Annotated in this window: 22 protein-coding genes and 2 pseudogenes; 23 read left to right on the top strand and 1 reads right to left on the bottom strand. The window is 54.4% G+C overall.

What is annotated here, in order from left to right:
* The first annotated feature begins 18 nt into the window (after positions 1–18).
* The 3 genes from HCR03_RS03500 (at position 19) to der (ending at position 2,202) form a co-directional block, all read left to right on the top strand.
* The gene (locus tag HCR03_RS03500; RefSeq protein ID WP_066644075.1) at positions 19–516 is read left to right on the top strand and encodes a YceD family protein; all 498 of its coding nucleotides are present in this window, start codon (positions 19–21) and stop codon (positions 514–516) included.
* A 30-nt stretch (positions 517–546) separates the two neighbouring features.
* Positions 547–729, top strand: a complete 183-nt coding sequence (rpmF, locus tag HCR03_RS03495; RefSeq protein ID WP_066644076.1) for a 50S ribosomal protein L32 — start codon at positions 547–549, stop codon at positions 727–729.
* A gap of 153 nt (positions 730–882) precedes the next feature.
* The gene (gene der, locus HCR03_RS03490; protein WP_187036671.1) at positions 883–2,202 is read left to right on the top strand and encodes a ribosome biogenesis GTPase Der; all 1,320 of its coding nucleotides are present in this window, start codon (positions 883–885) and stop codon (positions 2,200–2,202) included.
* Positions 2,203–2,446: 244 nt separating this feature from the next.
* Here der and rpmB read toward each other — a convergent pair whose 3' ends face one another.
* Positions 2,447–2,635, bottom strand: a complete 189-nt coding sequence (gene rpmB, locus HCR03_RS03485) for a 50S ribosomal protein L28 (protein ID WP_066644078.1) — start codon at positions 2,633–2,635, stop codon at positions 2,447–2,449.
* A 193-nt stretch (positions 2,636–2,828) separates the two neighbouring features.
* Between rpmB and HCR03_RS03480 the strand changes: the two genes are divergently transcribed.
* The 20 genes and pseudogenes from HCR03_RS03480 (at position 2,829) to rsmB (ending at position 19,381) form a co-directional block, all read left to right on the top strand.
* Positions 2,829–3,521: a site-2 protease family protein gene (locus tag HCR03_RS03480; RefSeq protein ID WP_228725085.1), complete on the top strand. Its 693-nt coding sequence runs from the start codon at positions 2,829–2,831 to the stop codon at positions 3,519–3,521.
* Between the two features lie 12 nt (positions 3,522–3,533).
* Positions 3,534–4,253, top strand: a complete 720-nt coding sequence (locus tag HCR03_RS03475) for a segregation and condensation protein A (RefSeq protein ID WP_228725084.1) — start codon at positions 3,534–3,536, stop codon at positions 4,251–4,253.
* Positions 4,243–4,527: pseudogene (gene scpB / locus HCR03_RS20025) on the top strand (SMC-Scp complex subunit ScpB); the annotation flags it as partial. The gene HCR03_RS03475 and the pseudogene scpB, both read left to right, overlap by 11 nt.
* 61 nt (positions 4,528–4,588) lie before the next feature.
* Positions 4,589–4,828 carry an SMC-Scp complex subunit ScpB gene (locus HCR03_RS20020; protein ID WP_267459216.1) on the top strand — a complete coding sequence of 80 codons (240 nt, stop codon included), beginning with the start codon at positions 4,589–4,591 and terminating at the stop codon, positions 4,826–4,828.
* Positions 4,825–5,469, top strand: a complete 645-nt coding sequence (locus HCR03_RS03465; RefSeq protein ID WP_066644080.1) for a DUF2953 domain-containing protein — start codon at positions 4,825–4,827, stop codon at positions 5,467–5,469. Before HCR03_RS20020 ends, HCR03_RS03465 begins: the two co-directional genes overlap by 4 nt.
* Complete coding sequence (ytfJ, locus tag HCR03_RS03460) at positions 5,470–5,904, top strand: GerW family sporulation protein (protein ID WP_066644081.1); 435 nt, start codon at positions 5,470–5,472, stop codon at positions 5,902–5,904.
* A gap of 144 nt (positions 5,905–6,048) precedes the next feature.
* Positions 6,049–7,101: a D-alanyl-D-alanine carboxypeptidase family protein gene (locus HCR03_RS03455; RefSeq protein WP_187036669.1), complete on the top strand. Its 1,053-nt coding sequence runs from the start codon at positions 6,049–6,051 to the stop codon at positions 7,099–7,101.
* A gap of 16 nt (positions 7,102–7,117) precedes the next feature.
* On the top strand, positions 7,118–7,927 hold the full coding sequence (locus tag HCR03_RS03450; protein ID WP_083209994.1) for a pseudouridine synthase: 810 nt from the start codon (positions 7,118–7,120) through the stop codon (positions 7,925–7,927).
* A 110-nt stretch (positions 7,928–8,037) separates the two neighbouring features.
* A complete protein-coding gene (locus HCR03_RS03445; RefSeq protein ID WP_187036668.1) occupies positions 8,038–9,393 on the top strand; it encodes a carboxyl transferase domain-containing protein in 1,356 nt (451 codons plus the stop codon).
* A gap of 27 nt (positions 9,394–9,420) precedes the next feature.
* Entirely contained in the window at positions 9,421–9,825 is a 405-nt protein-coding gene (locus tag HCR03_RS03440; RefSeq protein WP_066644084.1) for a biotin/lipoyl-containing protein, read from the top strand.
* Between the two features lie 12 nt (positions 9,826–9,837).
* Complete coding sequence (locus HCR03_RS03435) at positions 9,838–11,238, top strand: oxaloacetate decarboxylase subunit alpha (RefSeq protein ID WP_187036666.1); 1,401 nt, start codon at positions 9,838–9,840, stop codon at positions 11,236–11,238.
* Positions 11,239–11,427: 189 nt separating this feature from the next.
* Positions 11,428–12,305: pseudogene (locus HCR03_RS20455) on the top strand (YicC/YloC family endoribonuclease).
* A 21-nt stretch (positions 12,306–12,326) separates the two neighbouring features.
* Positions 12,327–12,602 carry an extracellular matrix/biofilm regulator RemA gene (gene remA / locus HCR03_RS03425; protein ID WP_083209995.1) on the top strand — a complete coding sequence of 92 codons (276 nt, stop codon included), beginning with the start codon at positions 12,327–12,329 and terminating at the stop codon, positions 12,600–12,602.
* Entirely contained in the window at positions 12,592–13,200 is a 609-nt protein-coding gene (gmk, locus tag HCR03_RS03420; RefSeq protein WP_156991401.1) for a guanylate kinase, read from the top strand. The genes remA and gmk overlap by 11 nt, the downstream gene beginning before the upstream one ends.
* Entirely contained in the window at positions 13,197–13,415 is a 219-nt protein-coding gene (locus HCR03_RS03415; RefSeq protein WP_066644089.1) for a DNA-directed RNA polymerase subunit omega, read from the top strand. The genes gmk and HCR03_RS03415 overlap by 4 nt, the downstream gene beginning before the upstream one ends.
* Before the next feature lie 20 nt (positions 13,416–13,435).
* Positions 13,436–15,889: a replication restart helicase PriA gene (priA, locus tag HCR03_RS03410; protein ID WP_187037990.1), complete on the top strand. Its 2,454-nt coding sequence runs from the start codon at positions 13,436–13,438 to the stop codon at positions 15,887–15,889.
* A gap of 15 nt (positions 15,890–15,904) precedes the next feature.
* Positions 15,905–16,396 (top strand): peptide deformylase, encoded by a 492-nt coding sequence (def, locus tag HCR03_RS03405; RefSeq protein WP_187036664.1) that lies wholly within the window; start codon positions 15,905–15,907, stop codon positions 16,394–16,396.
* Between the two features lie 2 nt (positions 16,397–16,398).
* Positions 16,399–17,325 carry a methionyl-tRNA formyltransferase gene (fmt, locus tag HCR03_RS03400; RefSeq protein ID WP_187036662.1) on the top strand — a complete coding sequence of 309 codons (927 nt, stop codon included), beginning with the start codon at positions 16,399–16,401 and terminating at the stop codon, positions 17,323–17,325.
* A gap of 14 nt (positions 17,326–17,339) precedes the next feature.
* A complete protein-coding gene (locus tag HCR03_RS03395) occupies positions 17,340–18,047 on the top strand; it encodes a zinc metallopeptidase (RefSeq protein WP_066644093.1) in 708 nt (235 codons plus the stop codon).
* Complete coding sequence (rsmB, locus tag HCR03_RS03390; protein ID WP_066644094.1) at positions 18,047–19,381, top strand: 16S rRNA (cytosine(967)-C(5))-methyltransferase RsmB; 1,335 nt, start codon at positions 18,047–18,049, stop codon at positions 19,379–19,381. The genes HCR03_RS03395 and rsmB overlap by 1 nt, the downstream gene beginning before the upstream one ends.
* Positions 19,382–19,414: the final 33 nt, after the last annotated feature.

The raw sequence follows: 19,414 nt of genomic DNA, 5'->3' as shown, positions 1-19,414 counted from the left end.
GTAGCGCCGAGGTGGAGTATGCTGCTGGATTTAAAAAAAATATTCTCTCAGGAAAGTGAAAGCTGCTCATTCGATTACAGCATGGACCTGTCTTCTACCGGATTAAACGGGGTTTTTCCGTTTGTTTCCCCGGTGGCTGTGAAAGGTATCGTTGAGAGCCGTGACGGTTCCGCAAGGCTGAAGGCGAACGTTTCGTTCGATTTTTCAATTCCATGCGACCGCTGTGCGGAACGGATCGACAGGCACTATGATTTTGCTTTTTCCCATGTTCTTGTCCGTTCTCTTGAAAATAACGAGGACGACGACCGGTTTATCGAGGTTCGGGATGAAAAACTGGATCTGGACAAACTAATGCGGGAAGATATTCTGCTTGAACTTCCGACCAAATTTTTATGCATCGACGACTGCAGGGGACTGTGCCCGATCTGCGGGAAAAACCTGAATGAGGGGCCCTGCGATTGCGGCGGGCATCCCACGGATCCCCGGCTGGAAGTTTTGGAAAAACTGCTTCATTAATGGAATAGATCTTGTAAGGAGGTGCTGAGGATGGCGGTACCAAAAAGAAAACAGTCGAGCGCCAGACAGAACAAAAGGCGTTCCAATGTTTGGAAAATTAGCGCGCCCGCTCTGGTAAAATGCCCGAAATGCGGAGAACTGACAGTCCCGCATAAAGTTTGCGGCAACTGCGGTTACTACAATGGCAGGGAAGTAATTAAAAAGGAAGCGTAATTCGTTTCCGTTTTAGAAAGTCGGAGAAGGAGCAATCCTTCTCTTCTTTTTTGTCTGCGGGACTGCCCAAAATACCGGACCAAGGAAAAATGTCCCCGATTCATAGTTTTTCGGGGGCTGGAAAAGATGATAAGCAGGGAGGGGTAATCAATTATGGCTTTACCGGTAGTTGCGATTGTCGGCCGGCCGAACGTCGGCAAATCGACTCTTTTTAATAAACTTGCGGGGCAGCGCCTTTCCATTGTAGATGATACGCCCGGCGTGACTCGTGACCGTGTGTATGCGGAAAGCGAATGGGAATCCCGTCGGTTTTCTATTGTGGACACGGGCGGCATCGAACCGGGCGAGGATGTGATTCTTGCTCAGACAAGGGCGCAGGCGCGCCTTGCAATGGAAGCGGCCGACGTAATCGTTTTTGTGACGGATGTTCGCACCGGGCCGGTTGCCGCCGACCACGAGATCGCCGCCATGCTGATGAAAAGCGGAAAGCCCGTCGTGCTGTGCGTCAATAAATGTGACAGCATCGGCGATCCGCCGGCCGAATTCTACGAGTTTTACAATCTGGGATTGGGCGACCCCGTTGGGGTGTCCTCCGTTCACGGTCATGGCACCGGCGACCTTTTGGACCGCGTGGTTTCATTATTTCCGGATCAAAACGGCGACGCGGGGCCCGATGAGATGATCCGGGTCGCTGTGATCGGCAAGCCGAATGCCGGAAAATCGTCGCTGGTCAATAAAATTGCCGGTGAAGAGCGCTGCATTGTTTCCGATGTGGCCGGAACAACGCGTGACGCGGTGGACATCGCCGTGGAAAATGAGTTCGGCCGTTTTCTTCTGATTGATACCGCGGGCCTTCGCCGCAAAAGCAGGGTGGACGACAATATTGAACGGTACAGCATGCTGCGCGCGCAGATGGCGGTGGAGCGCTCGGACGTGTGCGTCATTATGATCGACGGCACCGTCGGATTTACGGAGCAGGACTCCAAGGTTGCCGGCATGGCTCATGAGGCGGGCAAGGCCTGCGTCATTGCCGTGAACAAATGGGACGCGGTGGAAAAAGACGGTTATACTATGAACGCGTACGAGAAAAAGCTGCGGGAAGATTTTTCCTTTATGCCGTACGCCGGAATTCTTTTTATTTCCGCGAAGACAGGCCAGAGGCTGGATCGGCTGTTCCAGGCCATTCGGGAGGCGGCGGCGTCCAATACCCGCCGCGTTGCAACCGGGATGCTGAACGAAGTGCTGGCACAGGCGGTCGCTCGAGTCCAGCCGCCGACGGACAAGGGACGCAGGCTGAAGATTTATTATATGACCCAGGTTTCCGTTCAGCCGCCTACCTTCGTGTTTTTTGTCAATTCCAAGAAACTGTTCCATTTTTCCTATCAGCGTTTTCTTGAAAATATGATCCGGGACACCTTTGGCTTCGAGGGAACCCCGATCCGTTTCCTGATCCGCGAGCGCGGCGAAAAATAGAACGGCGCCATGCCCCTTGCCGCGACACGGACGGTATTGATCTGTTTAGAAAGGCCGCGTCGGCAGGTGTTTCTGCCGACACAGCCTTCTATTAAAAAATGGATGAGAACCCGGGGTTCATCGGCTATGAAATTATTCGCACTCCCGAAGGAACTTCCAAGGGGCAACGGGTATGGAAAAAAGGAACCGCAATCACGGTTCCTTTTACTTTTCTATTATTTATTTAGAAAAACGAGGTCAGGCATCAGACGGCGCGGGTCACTTTGCCGGAACGAAGGCAACGGGTGCAGGCGTAAATACGTTTGGGAGAACCGTTCACGATCGCCTTGACACGCATTACATTGGGCTTCCAGGTACGGTTGGAACGTCTGTGAGAATGGGATACCTTAATGCCGAAAGCAATGTCCTTGCCGCAGATTTCACATTTTGCCATAGGTCTGCACCTCCTTTAAAGGGCTTTTCATCGCAACAGTATTATGTTATCAGATTTATCCTGCAAATGCAAGCTTTTTTTCCTGTTTTACGCTGAAAAAAGTGTTTTTGCCGGTTTTGCCCGAAAATCCATGCGCCGCTTGCCTTTTTATCCTCTCCGTATTATAATCATAAGCAAAGTAAGGAGAATGTTTATGCTGATTGATCTGTTAAGAAGTCTTTTTTCCGGCGGATCCGTGGACTTGATGTCTGTCATTTCCCAGATTCTTGCAACGCTGTTTATTATTTTCTGCATCCTTCCCCTGCATGAATTCGCGCATGGCTGGGCTGCCGGAAAACTGGGCGACCACACCGCGAAATACAGCGGACGCCTGACGATGAATCCTCTTGCGAGCTTTGACCCGATCGGCTCGCTTTTCCTTCTTCTGTTCGGCTTCGGATGGGCCAAGCCTGTTCCGGTCGATTCCCGCTATTTTAAAAATCCGAAACGAGATATGGCTTTGACCGCCGTGGCCGGGCCGCTCGCCAATTTTCTGGCGGCATGGGCCGGCGGACTGATTTATTTCGGCCTGATCTTTGTGGGCAAAGTCGCCATGCCGAATTTCCTGTATATTTTCTTTTCGGCATACATCAATATCAATGTTGCGCTGGCGGTTTTCAACCTTTTGCCCATTCCTCCGCTTGACGGATCGAAAATCCTCGGCGCATTTCTTTCCAGCCGCGCCCTTTATAATTATTACCGTTACCAGAATATCATCGTTATGGTTGCGTTTGTCGTCCTGTTCAGCGGAATGCTCGACGGGCCCATCTGGGCGCTGGTAAACTTGGGAATGGGCGGCGTTGAGTGGCTTTCGCTTCTTCCGTACCGGTTATTCGGACTTGTATAAATATATTGCGCAATGATGGATAAAATATGTTATAAACTGGAAACGTTCGAGGGCCCTCTTGATCTGCTGTTAACGTTGATTGCAAAAAACAAGCTCGACATTTTCGACATACAAATTACAGAGTTGGTGAATCAGTATCTGGAGCAGGTTCAGGCGATGCAGGAACAGGAAATGGACGTGTCCAGCGAATTTCTGGAAATGGCCGCAAGACTGATTTATATCAAGACCGTTTCGCTTTTGCCGAAGCATGAGGAGGCTGAACAGCTCAAACGAGAGCTGAGCGGTCAGCTGATTGAGTACAGGGACTGCAAACGCGTGGCCGCCATGCTGGGGGAGCGGTTCAGTTTTGACTCTTATCCCCGTGAGCCGGAAAAAATTGAACCGGACCGCAGATACCGGGGCCACCATACTCCGCAGGAGCTTTATGCGGCGTATCTGAGCGCGGCGGGCCGGGGAAAACGCTTCCTTCCTCCGCCCCAGGAGGCTTTTACCGCGATTGTTTCCCACAGGATTGTTTCCGTATCTTCCCGCATCATTTTTGTGCTGCGCAGGCTCCGGCAGAGGAGCGTTCAAAGCTATACGGCTTTATTTGACGGCATCCTGGATCACTCGGAGCGTGTGGCGACCTTTCTTGCCATTCTGGAACTGATCAAAGGGAAGCGGGTTCACCTGAACGGGGAACAAAATCCGGAAATAAAACTGATAAACGGCGGTGTAAGGCATGGAGATTAAAAAGCTTCAGGGAGCCATTGAGGCGATTCTGTTCGCCAGCGGGGAAGCGGTTTCTCTTGACCGCATCGCGGAAGCGTTGGAAATAGACCGGTCGACGGCGGGCAAGATGCTGGAGAACCTTGCGGACCGGTACCGCACCGAACACGGAGGAATCCGTATCGTACGGCTGGAAGGCGGGTATCAGATGTGCACGAACCCGGAACATGCCGCTGCGGTGCGCGCCGCGCTTGAAATCCGCCGCAATATGCCGCTGACTCAGGCCGCGCTGGAGGTGCTGGCTGTCGTTGCTTATAACCAGCCGGTGTCCAAGGCGTTTGTGGAACAGGTGCGCGGGGGTGGACTGCTCCGCGGTTATCAGCGGCCTTGTTTCAAAGGGCCTGGTCGAAGAACGGGGCAGGCTGGAACTGCCGGGCCGTCCGCTTCTTTACGGCACCACCACGGATTTTTTGCGGTGTCTCGGAATTTCTTCCCTTGCCGAGCTGCCGCAGCCGCAGAAGGAGCAGCATCAGGAGGAAACGGACGCTGAGGGCAGCCGGGAAGAAGTTCTTCAGCAGGGAGAAGGAACAGCCGAATGACCGGACTGATCATAACAGGAGTCGTTTTTTCTCTGCTTGCGGTGCTGCTCTTTTGCTCCGTTTTTGTTGAGGCAAGTTTCGAAGAAGAATTTTCCGCGCGGATTGGATTCCTTTTTCTGCACTACCGCCTCCTGCCCCGTCCGGAGGAGAAGCCGACCGGACCAAAGATACAAAAAAAGGAGAAACCAGCGCCGGAAAAAAAGCCCTCTAAAATAAAAGAGCTCTTTCACCAGAAGGGCCTTGGCGGTTTTCTGGAACTTCTGAAGGCGTTTACCCGTGTGGCGTACACAGGCGCGAAGAAACTGCTTTCCCACACGGTGGTCCGAAAACTCTCCCTTGATCTTACCGTCGGCGGAGACGACGCTGCGCAAACGGCTTTGAATTACGGAAGAGCATGCGGCGCCGTATCGACCGCGCTGACGGCTCTGCTTTCCGTCGCAAACTGCAAAGAGCGGAATGTTACCGTTGCTCCGGATTTTCAAAAGGGAGAAAACAGAGTAAGGTTTCGCGTCCGGGCCACGGTCAGGCTGTTTTTTCTCTTTTCCGCCGCGCTGTCGGCTCTGACTGGCTTTATCAAAGTATATTTAAAATATGGAAAAAAATCCGGACATCCGGATCAGAAAGAAAAGGCGGTGCTTTAAATGGCTGACCATCCGATCGAAGGCATGATGGACACAACGCTGGAAAAAATTAAACAAATGGTAGACGTAAATTCGGTGATCGGCGACCCGATTACGACGCCGGACGGGACGGTGATCGTCCCTATCTCAAAAATCAGTTACGGTTTTGCGTCCGGCGGGTCCGATTTTCCGGGGAAAGCCCCAGAAAAACAGCTGTTTGGCGGTGCGTCCGGTGCCGGCGTCACCATTAACCCGGTGGCGTTTTTAACAATTTCGAACGGGGGCGTCAAGCTGCTGCGCGTCGACCCCGGCAACACGTCGGTAGACCGCATGATCGATTTGGCCCCCGAGCTGATCGACAAGGTATCCTCCGTGTTTCATAAGGACGGCAAAAAGGAGAAGACGGAAAAGCATTCCGTTCCGGCTGAAGAAATGGCCGGGGATCCCCAAATCTAAAATTGAATGGTAGCGCATCAACCGCCTGCATATAAATAAACCGGCAGGTGGTTGATTTGTTAAAAAAAGCGATTTCCATTTTTCTTGCCGCCCTGACGGCGGCTTCTTTTTCCTGTCCGGCCGGCGCCGAGGCTTCCCCCCTCCGTGTCGGCAAAATCGGCTGTGGTAATCAGCGCTGCCGACGGGCGGGTCCTGTATGAAAAAAACAGTCGTGAAAAGCTTCCGATTGCAAGCACGACAAAAATCATGACGGCTCTTCTTACCCTGGAAGCCGCGTCACGAAATGACAGGACGGTGCTGATCACACCGGAAATGATTCGGGTGGAAGGATCATCCATGGGGCTGAAAGCCGGTGATAAGCTCACTCTGACCGCGCTTGCGGAAGGGATGCTTTCCGTGTCGGGAAACGACGCGGCAAATTCCGCCGCGATCGCCGTGGGCGGCTCCACTGAAAGATTTGCTGCGCTCATGAATCAAAAGGCGGCTCAGCTCGGCCTGTCCGAAACACATTATGTCACCCCGTCCGGGCTGGATAATGCGGAGCATTATTCCTCGGCGGGTGATCTGGCGAAGCTGACCGCGGCCGCGCTGAAGAATCCGGAATTCGCAAGGATCGTATCGCAGAAAAAAATACAGGTCCGGTTTTCCGATCCAGACCGAACCGTGACCTATACCAATCATAATAAGCTTTTAAGCATGTATGCCGGCTGTAACGGGGTCAAAACGGGTTTTACGAAAAAGTCTGGACGCTGCCTTGTTTCGGCGGCGCAGCGCGACGGCGTTCAGCTGGTTGCCGTTACCCTCAGCGATCCGAACGACTGGGAGGATCACGAAAAACTGCTGGATTATGGTTTTTCCAGACTGACCTGTTTTCAGGCGGATGATTCCGAATTCCGTCTGAATCTCCCCGTGGTCGGCGGGACCGCGGGCAGCGTTTCGGTTTTGGGAACGGCGGGCGCAGCCGCGCTCCTGCCGCCCGACGAGGTGCAGAACCTTCGCCGCACGGTTGAACTGCCGCAATTTTTATATGCTCCGGTCAAGCGGGGGCAGGTTCTCGGGCTTGTCCGGTATCAAAACGAAACCGGCACGGTTTCGACCACAAAGCTGTTAGCCGGCGGGAACGTTTCCCGCCAAGCGGTGAAAAAGAATATCTTTGAAAAACTATGGGACCGGATCCGCGTTTTGTTTTCGGTCTGAAGGATGTGCAAATCGATTGGGCGAAAAAATCAGACTGCAGAAACTGCTTTCGGAAGCCGGAGTCGCTTCCCGCAGGAAAGCGGAAGAATTGATTCTTGCGGGCAAAGTCCGTGTGAACGGTATTGTCGCTGAAATAGGCGGCCGGGCGGACCCCGGCAGAGACCGGATTACCGTGGATGGAAAACCGCTTGAAACCAAAGTGGAGAAGGTGTATCTGATGCTCCACAAGCCTCGGGGATACATCACCACGATGAGTGACGAAATGGACCGCAAATGCGTGGCCGAACTGGTGCGGGACGTGCCGGAACGCGTATTCCCGGTCGGCAGGCTCGACCGGGAATCGGAGGGACTTCTTCTGATGACGAACGACGGTGAGTTTGCCAACTCGATGATGCATCCGTCGCATCATGTTCCGAAGGTATACCGTGTAACCGTGCGTCCTTCAGTGACGGAAGAACAGCTGGTTCAGATGTCAACCGGCATGGTGATCGACGGAAGAAAAACGGCGCCCGCCGTGGTGCATGTTCTTTCTCAGGAACCCGGACGAGCCGTGCTGGAAATTATCCTCAGAGAAGGACGGAACCGCCAGATCCGGAAAATGTGCGAGCAGCTTGGACTGGAGGTCGCACGTCTGCGCCGTACCGCGGTCGGTTTTTTAAAGCTGGGCATGCTTCCGCCTGGAAAGTGGCGTCTGCTGACCGGTGAAGAGGTTCGGCGCCTGACAGGGCCGGCTGCTCCGATCCGGAAAGCGGCCTCCGCTTTAAAAACTTCGCGCGGAACGCGCGAGAAAAGAAATCAAGATTCAAGAGGCGGGAAAGGCCGTTAAATCCGTTCCCGGGGCAAGAATGACTTGCCAATTAAATGGGAATCGTTTATAATGAATACAATTATTTTTTTCTTGAACAGGTGGGAAATCTCGAAAACGGAGGAATGGAAATGAAGAATGTCGGTCATGCCGAAACAGCGCAGTCGGGGCAGGATGTGAAGCACACCAAGGGCTATCTGCGCATTGTTTCGCTGCTTGACGATGGAAGCTTTCATGAGGTAGACGGCCTTGCGAAATCCCAGGGCGGGTATGCGGAAGCGGTGGCTGGTTACGGCACTGTGGAGGGAAGCCCGGTTTGCGTCTTTTCTCAGAACAGCGATGTAGATGGGGGAACCATGTCGAAAGCACAGGCCTCCAAAATAAAAAAGATTTATCATCTGGCTGTTAAAACAGGAACTCCGATCGTCGGAATTTTTGATTCCGCCGGAGGGCGCCTGAACGAGAATGGAGACATCCTCGAGGCGTACGGTGAAATTCTGCTGCACGCAAACAATCTTTCCGGCGTGGTGCCGCAGATCTCTGTGATCCTGGGTCCCTGCACGGGCACGTCGGCGATGATCGCTGCCGGAGCGGACTTTGTCGTGATGTCGGACAAGGGGGAACTCACCATCGCGACGAACGGCGAGGGCGGTACGGCAAAAGAAGCGGAAAAGCTCGGCCTGTGCCAGATTGCCGCGGCGGATGAAACGGAAGCAATCAAGGCCGCGCACAGACTTCTTTCCATGCTTCCATCCAACAATCTGTCCTCCGCGCTGCTGTCCGAGGGCGCAGGAGCTCCTGCGGGGACTCCCTCCGCGGGCGAAACGGATGCCGGTAAATTGATCGGCTCCATCTGCGACGGCGGGGAATTTTTGGAGCTTAGCCCCCAATTCGGCTGTTCCGCAGTAACGGGGCTGGCCTATATGGGCGGTTCCGTCGCGGGCTTTACGGCCCTTTCGGGCGTGATAGATCCAGATTCCTGCTCCAAGGCCGCGCGTTTTCTGCGGTTTTGCGATTCATTTTCCATTCCGGCTATTACGATTGTGAACGCGGAAAAATTTGAATCGCTTCGGGAAGCTTCCAAGCTTTCCAGCGCTTATTCGGAAGCCACGACCGCAAAGATCACGGTTGTGACCGGCTCGGCGTACGGCCCCGTTTATATCGCCATTGCGGGAAGAGGGGCCGGCTCGGACTTTACACTGGCATGGCCGGACGCCGTCGTCTCGGCAATTTCTCCGGAAACGGGAGCGGTTTTCCTTTGGAACGACCGTCTTGCCGGGTCGGAAAATCCGGTGGAAGACCGGAAAAAACTGATTGAAGAGTACAGAAAAACAGAAGCATCCGCGCAAAAAGCCGCAGCGGATGGGATCATTGAAGCGGTTATTGCTCCGGAAGAAACACGCGCGGAAATTCTGGCGGGTTTGGACATGCTCAGCGGAAAACGGGTATCCACCCTGCCGAAAAAGCATGCCGATATTCAGCTTTAATTGAGAAGGACAGGGGGATCTATCAGTATGAAAAATCTTAGAATTACGGTAAATGGTACGGCGTACGACGTTCAGGTGGAAGAGCTTGGCGCAACTGCGGCGCCCGCACCGGCTGCACCTGCTCCCGCGGCGGTCCCTGCCGCCGCTCCCGCATCCAAAGCGGCCGCTCCCGCTCCGGCAAAGTCCGCGCCTGCTCCGAAGCCAGCGGCGCCTGCCGGCGGAGAGACGATTTCCAGCCCGATGCCCGGGACCATTGTCTCGGCAAACGTAAAACCGGGGCAAAGCGTCAAAAAGGGCGACGTCCTTGTTGTTCTGGAAGCCATGAAGATGGAAAACGAGATTATGGCGCCGCATGACGCGCAGGTCGCATCCGTTCTGGTGAATAAAGGGGACAGCGTTGAGAGCGGGACCCCCCTTGTTACCCTCCAGTAAGGGGGCTGAGCAATGAATAAGAAAATTGGAATTACAGAAGTTGTTCTGCGCGACGCGCACCAGTCTTTGCTGGCAACCCGCATGCCGCTTTCCGACATGCTGCCGATCCTTGGCAAAATGGATCAGGTGGGTTTCTATTCTCTGGAGTGCTGGGGCGGCGCTACCTTCGACGCCTGCCTTCGCTTTCTGAATGAAGACCCGTGGGAGCGTTTGAGAATCATCCGCAAAAACTGCCCCAACACCAAGCTGCAGATGCTGTTCCGAGGACAGAATATGCTTGGTTACCGTCATTATGCGGATGATGTTCTGGAGTATTTTGTACAGCGTTCGGTTGCCAACGGCATCGATATTATCCGTATTTTTGACGCGCTCAACGACATCAAAAACCTCAACGTAGCTATCAAGGCCGCAAAAAAGGAAGGCGCCCATGCCCAGGTGGCAATCTCCTATACGACGGGCCCGGTATTTACCGAAGAGTATTATGTCGATTACGCGAAAAGAATCGAGGACGCCGGCGCGGACTCCATCTGCATTAAAGACATGGCCGCCCTTCTGACGCCGTATAAGACCTATGACTTGGTCAAGGCAATCAAATCGGCGGTAAAGATTCCAGTTCAGCTGCATACGCACTATACGTCCGGTCTTGCTTCCATGTGTGAACTCAAAGCCGTGGAGGCCGGAGTGGATCTGCTGGATACCGCCATGTCGCCGCTCGCGCTGGGTACGTCCCATGCGCCGACAGAATCCATGGTCGCCGCTCTCAAAGACACGCCGTACGACACGGGGCTTGATTTGATTCTTCTCAATGAAATCCGTGAGTATTTCATGATTCTGCGCGATAAATATATCAAAAGCGGTCTCATTGACCCCAAAATGCTTGCGACCAATACGAAGGCTCTGGTTTATCAGGTGCCGGGCGGGATGCTGTCCAACCTGCTGTCGCAGTTAAAACAGGCGGGCAAGGAGGACAGGTTCGAAGCGGTTCTGGAAGAGGTTCCGCGCGTTCGCAAAGATGCCGGGTATCCGCCGCTGGTCACGCCGACCTCCCAGATTGTAGGCACACAGGCGGTGTTTAACGTAATTACCGGAGAACGGTATAAGATGTGCACCAACGAATTCAAAGATCTGGTTGCCGGGAAATACGGGACGACCCCTGTCCCTGTCGACGACGAATTCGTCAAGAAAATTATCGGGGACGCTCCGCGGATCACCTGTCGTCCGGCGGATCTTCTCAAGCCGGAACTCGAAAGCCTGAGAAAGGAATGCGCCGAGTGGACCGAGCAGGAAGAAGACGTGCTGTCCTACGCGCAGTTCCCAAAGGTTGCGACGGACTTCTTTAAAAAACGTGCCGAAAAAAAGTACGGGATTGACGGAAAACATGCCGATCGGAAGGAAATGATCCACCCCGTCTGATTTTTTGATTTTTCAGCTCCGTGTTTCTTTTTCACGGGGCTGTTTTTTTATATTCCGGCTTTTTGGAACCGCAGTTGACAATATGGTCGGAAAGCTGATAAAATAAATAGGATTATGATTTGTTTCTGAATAAGTTTTTTTATTATCACTATGATTTATTAGGAAGAATAAAGAGATGAGATGATAAGTTTGATTAAGAGCATGACCGGCTTTGGCAGAAGTGAGAAAATCGTCGGAGGGCGGGATATCGCGGTTGAAATCCGATCCGTCAATCACCGGTATTTCGATTATTCTTCCCGCATCAGCCGCGGGTACGGTTTTTTGGACGCCAAGCTGAAGTCTTTTCTCCAGGACAGGGTCGCGCGGGGAAAACTCGATCTTTATGTTTCGGTTGAAACGCTGGAAAGCGCCGATGCCGAAGTGCTGGTCAATCATTCCCTGGCGTCGGGTTATATTGCCGCTCTGCGCGACCTGCAAAAGCGCTACGGTCTGCGCGACGACCTGTCGGTGATGACGGTGGCCCGCTATGCCGACCTTTTTACAGTGCATCAGGCTCCAGAAGATGAAGAGGAAATTTGGACGGCCGTCCGGGGGTTGCCGAAGAAGCGTTCCAGTCCTTTTCCGCAATGCGGCAGACGGAGGGGAGCCATCTGAAAGACGATTTCCTCAAGCGCACAAAAACGATTCTGGAGCTTGTCGGTCAGGTGGAGGAAAGGTCGCCGAAAACGGTGACGGAATACCGGGAAAAACTTCTCCAGCGGCTGCATGAGATGCTGACGGACGTGAACATTGACGAGCAGAGGATTCTGACGGAGGCCGCGGTTTTCGCCGACAAGGTTTCCGTGGCGGAGGAAACGGTTCGTCTGCGCAGCCACATCAGCCAGTTTCATTCCATGCTGGAAACCGGTGAGGCAATCGGCCGCAAGCTTGATTTTTTGGTCCAGGAGATGAACCGGGAGGCGAACACCATAGGTTCCAAATGTGTGGACGCCGAAATTGCACATCTGGTTGTGGACATGAAGGCCGAAATAGAAAAAATCCGAGAACAGGTTCAGAACGTCGAATAGAAAAAGCAAAAGGGGATTATTATGAAGTTGATCAACATCGGTTTTGGCAATATGGTTTCCGCCAATCGCCTGGTTGCTATTGTCAGCCCGGAATCGGCTCCGATCAAGCGTATTATTCAGGACGCCAAGGAGCGCGGGGCGCTGATTGACGCTACCTACGGCCGCAGAACCAGAGCGGTTATCATCACGGACAGCGACCATGTGATTTTGTCTGCCGTTCAGCCGGAAACGGTGGCCAACCGACTGAATGACCGCGACGAACTTTCGGAAGAGGAGCTCGACGAGGATGACGAATGAAGGGCTCCTGCTGATTCTTTCGGGCCCCTCGGGCACGGGGAAGGGAACGGTGGTGAAAAACCTTATGGCGGGGGATCCGAGTATCCGCTTTTCCGTTTCCGCCACAACGCGCGCGCCGCGGCCGGGTGAAACGGACGGGAAGGAATATTTTTTTCTGACGCGGGAACGCTTTCATGAAATAACCGCCGATGGAAAAATGCTGGAGAACGCCGAGTATTGCGGGAATTGCTACGGTACGCCGCTCACACCCATTTTAGAGTGGACTGCTCAGGGCCTGGACGTCGTTTTGGATATTGAAGTTCAGGGTGGCGCGCAGGTAAAGCAAAAAAGGCCGGATGCGGTTGGGATTTTTATTCTTCCCCCTTCCCTGCAGGAACTGGAGCACCGCCTGCGTCAGCGCGGAACGGAAACGGAAGAAGGAATCCGGGGCCGTCTGCAGGCTGCGCGCCGGGAAATTCAGGCAGCCGTTCACTACGATTATATTGTCATCAACGATACGGTTGAATCCGCGGTGGCACAGATTCAAGCAATCATCCACGCGGAAAAAAACAAAACCAGCAGAAATCAAGAACTGATTGAAAGGATCCTGAAGAAATGATTAAGCCGATTGCCGATTTAATTCTGACGCCGGACCAGAGCCGTTACTCCCTTGTGGTCGCCATTGCGAAAAGAGCGCGTGAAATTGCGGAGACTGCGGAAAAAAACCGGGAAGTTCTGGAGAAAAAACCGGTGGAGATAGCGGTTCAGGAATACGTGAACCATGAGTTTACCATGATTGAAAAAACAACGGAGAACGACGACACGGATGACTGAAAAATGCCTGAAAGGTGAGGATGTCCGTGGCCGTCGCAAAAGTCGCGGTGGAGAACACGGTTTATCATTTTGATAAATTGTTTGATTACCGCATTCCGACTTCTCTTCTGTCCGAGGCAAAAGAAGGCTGCCGTGTCCTTGTTCCGTTCGGCACTGCAAATTCCAAACGGCAGGGAATGATTCTGGAAAGGACGGAACAGGAGGGGGAGCCGGACCAGAAGCTGAAACCCATTGAATCCGTACTGGATAAGGAACCACTCCTGACGCCGGAGGCGCTTCAGATGATTCCCTGGATCGGAGAGCATACCTTTTGCACGCTCTTTGACGCGGCAAGGCTCTTTTTTCCGGCGGGCATCCTTTTTCAGGTCACCACGGAATACCTTCTTGCCGGGCCCGCCGGCGAAATTGCCGCCAGAGCGGAGGAGGGAGAGGAAGCGAGAATCGTCGCTTATCTGTCCCGAAAGAGGGCGGTCCGGCGCGATAAGCTTCTGCGTGACGTTGGACTTGCGGCGGACAGCAGCCTTCCGGAGCGAATGCTTCGAAAGGGCCTGCTTCAAAAAAACAGCGTGACGTTCCGAAAGGTTGGGGACGCCACCCGGAAGATGGTTCGCTTTACGGATCCGCAGGAGCTGCCGAAACTGACCCCAAGGCAAAAATGCGCTCTTGAAGTACTGCGAGGCGCCGGATGCGCCTCGTTAAAGGAAATCTGTTATTTTTCCGGCGTTACTCCCGTGGTGGTGGACGCTCTGGTCAAGAAGGGAGCCGCCCAGTATTTTGACGCGGAGGTATACCGGAATCCGTACGGCGACGTTCCGGAGGGGTCGGCTTCACCGCCGGCAAAGCTGACCGCAGAACAGGACGAGGCGTATCGAAGCCTGTACAGGCAGTACCGCGCCGGTCAGGGAGGGGTTTCGCTTCTGTACGGAGTCACGGGCAGCGGGAAAACACAGGTTTTTATGCGGCTGATCGACCGTGTTCTGGAAGACGGACGGGGCGTCATCGTCATGGTTCCGGAGATTTCCCTGACTCCGCAGACGATCTCCCTGTTCCATGCCCGGTACGGTGCGGGGGTCGCGGTGTTCCACAGCGGGCTGTCCCTCGGCGAAAGGCTGGACGAGTGGAAGCGCGTCCGGAACGGGGACGCTTCCATCGCCGTAGGGACCCGGTCCGCGGTGTTCGCGCCGTTTCAGAATCTCGGGCTCATTATCATGGACGAGGAGCAGGAGGGCACTTACAAATCCGAATCATCTCCCCGCTATCATGCCCGCGAGGCCGCCAAATACCGCTGTGCCTATCACAAGTGCCTGCTGGTTTTGGCCTCCGCCACGCCGTCCGTTGAAAGCTACTATCACGCGCAGGCGGGCAGATATACCCTGAATGTCCTTCCCGAGCGCTACGGTTCCGCGCACCTGCCCGAGGTCGACGTGGTCGACATGAACGGAGAGGCGGAACAGGGCAACGCCGGAATCCTCAGCGGCCTTCTGGCGGAGTCGCTGCGGGAAAACCTTCGAAACGGGATGCAGTCCATTTTATTGCTGAACCGAAGGGGGTATAATACCTTTGTCTCCTGCCGGGCGTGCGGGCATGTCGCGACCTGTCCGAACTGCAGCATCTCTCTTACATACCATGCGGCGAACAACCGCCTGATGTGTCACTACTGCGGATATTCGGTTCCGTTCACGCGGGAGTGCCCGAACTGCCGTGAAGAGCAGATGCGCTATTCGGGGTTCGGGACTCAGCGCGCGGAGCAGCAGCTGGCGGAGCTGCTGCCGGAAGCCCGGATTTTAAGGCTGGACGCGGATTCGACGATGACCCGGTTTGCCTATGACAAAAAGCTGAAACAGTTTTCCGAAGGAGCATATGATATCATTGTCGGAACCCAGATGGTTGCGAAAGGGCTCGACTTTGAAAATGTAACGTTAGTAGGGGTTTTATCGGCGGACCAATCGCTGTACGGCGACGATTTCCGAAGCTACGAGCGGGCGTTCGACCTGCTGACGCAGGTGGTCGGCCGGTCGGGACGGGGGAAATTTACCGGGAGAGCCGTCATCCAGACCTTTACTCCGGAAAACGATATTATCCGCCTCGCGGCGGACCAGAATTACGCAGAGTTTTACAGAAGGGAAATCGCTCTGAGAAAATCGCTGCTGTACCCTCCCTTTTCCGACATCTGCGTGATCGGCTTTGTCGGAAGGAAAGAAGAAAAGGTCCGCGCGGCGAGCGAGACTTTTTTCACGCTGTTATGCCGGACGGCCAAGGAGGATTACGCGGACCAGCCGCTGCGGGTGCTGAGCCCGTCTCCCGCTCTGGTCGGGCGCGTCAGCAACCGGTACCGTTACAAGCTGATCTTAAAGTGCCGCGACAATAAGCGGATCCGCAGAATGATTTCCGATTTGCTGATTCGCTTTTCATCCGACAGGAGCTATTCGGATGTGACGGTATTTCCGGATATGAACCCGGAAACAATTTTATAAGATGGGGGAATAACATTGGCAATACGGAACATTATAACGGATGAGGATCCGTTTCTTCATAAAAAATGCCGCCCGGTTGTAAAGTTCGACAAACGTCTCTGGACTTTGCTGGACGATATGGCGGATACGCTTCGCGAAGAAAACGGCGTGGGGCTGGCGGCGATTCAGGTTGGTGTTCTTCGCCGGGCCGTGATTATCGATGTCGGCGACGGCAATGGGGTGCGCGAGCTGATCAACCCCGTGATTCTTGAAAAATCGGGGGAGCAGGAGCCCATGGAGGGCTGCCTTTCCATCCCCGGGAAATGGGGGATCACAAAGCGCCCCAAGCACGTTAAAGTTCGCGCGCAGGACCGCAACGGAAAGTTTTTCGAATATGAGGGGGAGGACCTTCTGGCGACGGCTTCCTGCCATGAAATCGACCATCTGGACGGAATTTTATTCCTGACCCATGTGATCAGGATGCTGACGAAGGAAGAACTGGAACATATGAATTCTTCGGAGGGCTGAAATTGAGGATTGTTTTTATGGGAACCCCGGAATTTGCCGTTCCCTCTCTCTCGGCGCTGATCGGAGCAGGACATGAAATCGCGGCGGTCTTTACCCGGAAAGACAAACCGGTCGGCAGAAAACAGATTCTGCAGGCGCCGCCAGTTAAGGTTCTGGCGGTTGAAAACGGAATAGAGGTGTTCCAGCCGGATACTCTCCGGGGAGAGGAAACGCAGACTGCGATTGCCCGTCTCAGGCCGGATGTTATCGTCGTTGCGGCATACGGAAAACTTCTGCCGAAAAACATTTTGGAGCTTCCGCGCCTGGGCTGCGTAAATGTCCACGCTTCCCTGCTGCCGAAGTACCGCGGGGCGGCGCCGATTCAGCAGGCGGTTCTGGACGGCGAAACGGTGACCGGCGTTACAACGATGCAAATGGCGGAAGGGCTGGACACCGGCGATATTCTGATGAAGGACCGCACGGAAATCGGCCCGGATGAGACATCCGGCGAACTGACCGCGCGGCTTGCCGAAATTGGGGCCCGGCTGATCGTCCGCACGCTGGACGCTCTGGAAAAGGGCGGCATTGCTCCGGTCGCGCAGAACGATCGGGAATCCAGCTATGCCGGGATGCTGAGTAAAGAGCTGTCTCCGGTTGACTGGAGCCGGCCGGCGGACCGGATTCACAACCAGGTGCGGGGATTGTCTCCGTGGCCGGGTGCCAGTACGCTTTTTGAAGGGAAAAAGCTGAAGCTACACAAAACCCGTGCGGCGGGGAAAAGCAGCGGCGTTCCCGGGCAGATTCTTCCGGGAGCGGAGCTGAAGGCCGTTTGCGGCGGCGGTACTGTGCTTGAGCTTTTGGAGGTTCAGCCGGAGGGCGGCAAAAGAATGAAGGGTTCGGATTTTCTGCGGGGACATCCCGCTGAAGGCGTGATTTTAGGAAACGGATAAAGGAGGATGCCGGAATGTATGGTTTTTATTTTTTCAATTTTACATACTTCTGGATCATGGTGCCCGCGCTCATCGTCACCATGATCGCACAATCGCGGGTGAATTCGACCTTCGCGAAGTATTCCCGCGTGCGCACGATGAATCAGATCACCGGCGAAGAGGCCGCGGAGCGCGTCGCGCGTTTCGGCGGAGTCAATCGGATTTTCATCAAACGGGTCGCGGGAAATCTTACCGACAATTTCGATCCGCGGAACGATACCATCAGTTTGTCGGAATCCGTCTATTCCTCCGTATCCATTTCGGCGGTCGGGGTTGCGGCGCACGAAGCGGGCCACGCGATTCAAAACGCGGAAGGCTATTTCCCGAATAAAATCCGGGCGGCGCTGGTGCCTGTGACCAATTTCGGCTCTCATCTTTCCATGCCGCTGATCATTATCGGGCTGATTCTGCCCGTTCAGTACGATTTTATCGTTTATGCCGGAATCATTTTGTACAGCCTTGTCGTTTTGTTTCAGCTTGTCACCCTGCCGGTCGAATTCAACGCGAGCTCGCGCGCGATTCGCGCGCTGAACGATGCCGGAATTCTTTACCCGGATGAGTTGGAGGGAGCAAAAAAGGTTTTGCGCGCAGCCGCAATGACTTATCTGGCGGCAAGTTTTACGGCGTTGCTTACGCTTCTCCGTTTTGTCTTGATCGCCGGCAACAGGAGGGGCCGCCGCTGATGACAAGCGCGCGTGAAGCGGCGCTGAAAGCTCTTCTCCGCGTCGACTCGGAAGGGGCTTACTCCAATCTGGCGTTGGATCATATTCTTACCGGCCTGCGCCTGGAGCCGCGGGAAAGGTCCCTTGCAACAACGATTTTCTACGGAGTACTGGAAAAAAGAATCACGCTGGACTATGTGATCAGCCGTTTTTCCAGCACTCCGCTGAAAAAAATCATGCCGGTCGCGCTCGAACTTCTCCGGATCGGCGTATATCAAATTTTATATCTGTCAAAGATTCCACCGTCGGCGGCGGTCAACGAGTCCGTCAATCTGGCGAAAACCTGCGGGGCGCGGCGGGCGTCCGGCTTTGTCAACGCCGTCCTTCGGAACTTTCTCAGAAGCGGCGCGAAAATCCCCCCGCTTGCGCCGGAAACGGACTCTGTTCGGAGGCTCAGCGTGGAATACTCGTGTCCGGAATGGATGATTTCGCTGTGGAGCCGGTCGTACGGAGATGAAACGGCGCTGGGACTATTGAAAGGTATGGCGCAGAAGCCTGAACTTTTCGCCCGGGTGAATAATACCCGCGTCGGGGAGGAACAATTAATCGAAAGGCTTCGGGAAGAGGGAACGGGCGCGGAAAGCGTCTTGTGGCCCGATCATGCGCTGCGGTTTCTAAAGGGTATCGACGTTGCGGAAAGCGGCTGCTACCGGGACGGGCTGTTCCATATTCAGGACCTTTCCTCCCAGATTTTGTGTGCCCTGCTTGATCCTCAGCCGGGGGAAACGTTGGCGGACGTTTGCTCCGCGCCGGGCGGCAAGACCTTTACCCTTGCGGAACGGATGGAGAACCGCGGAAAAATTTTCGCCTATGATAAATATCCGCAAAAGGTCAAGTTAGTCCGCGAGGGGGCGCATCGGCTGTACCTTTCCTGCGTCAGGGCTTCGGTTCGGGACGCCGCGCATCCCGAGGAAAACCCGGAAAAGGCGGATCGGGTTCTGTGCGATGTTCCGTGCTCCGGTCTCGGCGTGATCAGGCGTAAACCGGAGATACGTTTTAAATTACCGGGCCCTATTGACAGTTTGCCTGATTTGCAGTACCTTATTCTGTGTAAGTCTTCCGAACTCGTACAAAACGGCGGAACCCTTTTCTACAGTACCTGTACGCTGAATCCGGCGGAAAACGGGCGGGTTGCCGACCGCTTTCTCTCCGAGCATCCGGGGTTTCTGCCAAAGGCGATTTCATTGCCGGAGAGTTTTCCGCGTGCTGTGGCGGAGCCGGAAAATCAGATGACGTTTTTGCCGCATGTTCACGGCACGGACGGATTTTTTGTTGCGGCGTTTCGCAAAAAATAGGAGGATACTTTGAATCGTACGGACCTGAAATCG

It is taken from the genome of Caproicibacter fermentans (genome assembly GCF_014303955.1).
GTDB classification, from domain to species: domain Bacteria; phylum Bacillota; class Clostridia; order Oscillospirales; family Acutalibacteraceae; genus Caproicibacter; species Caproicibacter fermentans.
The sequence above is the reverse complement of the archived record's forward strand: the minus strand, read 5'-3'. Positions and strand labels throughout refer to the sequence as shown.

Excerpts from the sequence above, each read along its gene's own strand:
- HCR03_RS03500 (WP_066644075.1), top strand. The coding sequence starts at position 19 with ATGCTGCTGGATTTAAAAAAAATATTCTCTCAGGAAAGTGAAAGCTGC.
- rpmF (WP_066644076.1), top strand. The coding sequence starts at position 547 with ATGGCGGTACCAAAAAGAAAACAGTCGAGCGCCAGACAGAACAAAAGG.
- der (WP_187036671.1), top strand. The coding sequence starts at position 883 with ATGGCTTTACCGGTAGTTGCGATTGTCGGCCGGCCGAACGTCGGCAAA.
- rpmB (WP_066644078.1), bottom strand. The coding sequence starts at position 2,635 with ATGGCAAAATGTGAAATCTGCGGCAAGGACATTGCTTTCGGCATTAAG.
- HCR03_RS03480 (WP_228725085.1), top strand. The coding sequence starts at position 2,829 with ATGCTGATTGATCTGTTAAGAAGTCTTTTTTCCGGCGGATCCGTGGAC.
- HCR03_RS03475 (WP_228725084.1), top strand. The coding sequence starts at position 3,534 with ATGATGGATAAAATATGTTATAAACTGGAAACGTTCGAGGGCCCTCTT.
- HCR03_RS03465 (WP_066644080.1), top strand. The coding sequence starts at position 4,825 with ATGACCGGACTGATCATAACAGGAGTCGTTTTTTCTCTGCTTGCGGTG.
- ytfJ (WP_066644081.1), top strand. The coding sequence starts at position 5,470 with ATGGCTGACCATCCGATCGAAGGCATGATGGACACAACGCTGGAAAAA.
- HCR03_RS03445 (WP_187036668.1), top strand. The coding sequence starts at position 8,038 with ATGAAGAATGTCGGTCATGCCGAAACAGCGCAGTCGGGGCAGGATGTG.
- HCR03_RS03440 (WP_066644084.1), top strand. The coding sequence starts at position 9,421 with ATGAAAAATCTTAGAATTACGGTAAATGGTACGGCGTACGACGTTCAG.
- HCR03_RS03435 (WP_187036666.1), top strand. The coding sequence starts at position 9,838 with ATGAATAAGAAAATTGGAATTACAGAAGTTGTTCTGCGCGACGCGCAC.
- remA (WP_083209995.1), top strand. The coding sequence starts at position 12,327 with ATGAAGTTGATCAACATCGGTTTTGGCAATATGGTTTCCGCCAATCGC.
- gmk (WP_156991401.1), top strand. The coding sequence starts at position 12,592 with ATGACGAATGAAGGGCTCCTGCTGATTCTTTCGGGCCCCTCGGGCACG.
- HCR03_RS03415 (WP_066644089.1), top strand. The coding sequence starts at position 13,197 with ATGATTAAGCCGATTGCCGATTTAATTCTGACGCCGGACCAGAGCCGT.
- priA (WP_187037990.1), top strand. The coding sequence starts at position 13,436 with ATGTCCGTGGCCGTCGCAAAAGTCGCGGTGGAGAACACGGTTTATCAT.
- HCR03_RS03395 (WP_066644093.1), top strand. The coding sequence starts at position 17,340 with ATGTATGGTTTTTATTTTTTCAATTTTACATACTTCTGGATCATGGTG.
- rsmB (WP_066644094.1), top strand. The coding sequence starts at position 18,047 with ATGACAAGCGCGCGTGAAGCGGCGCTGAAAGCTCTTCTCCGCGTCGAC.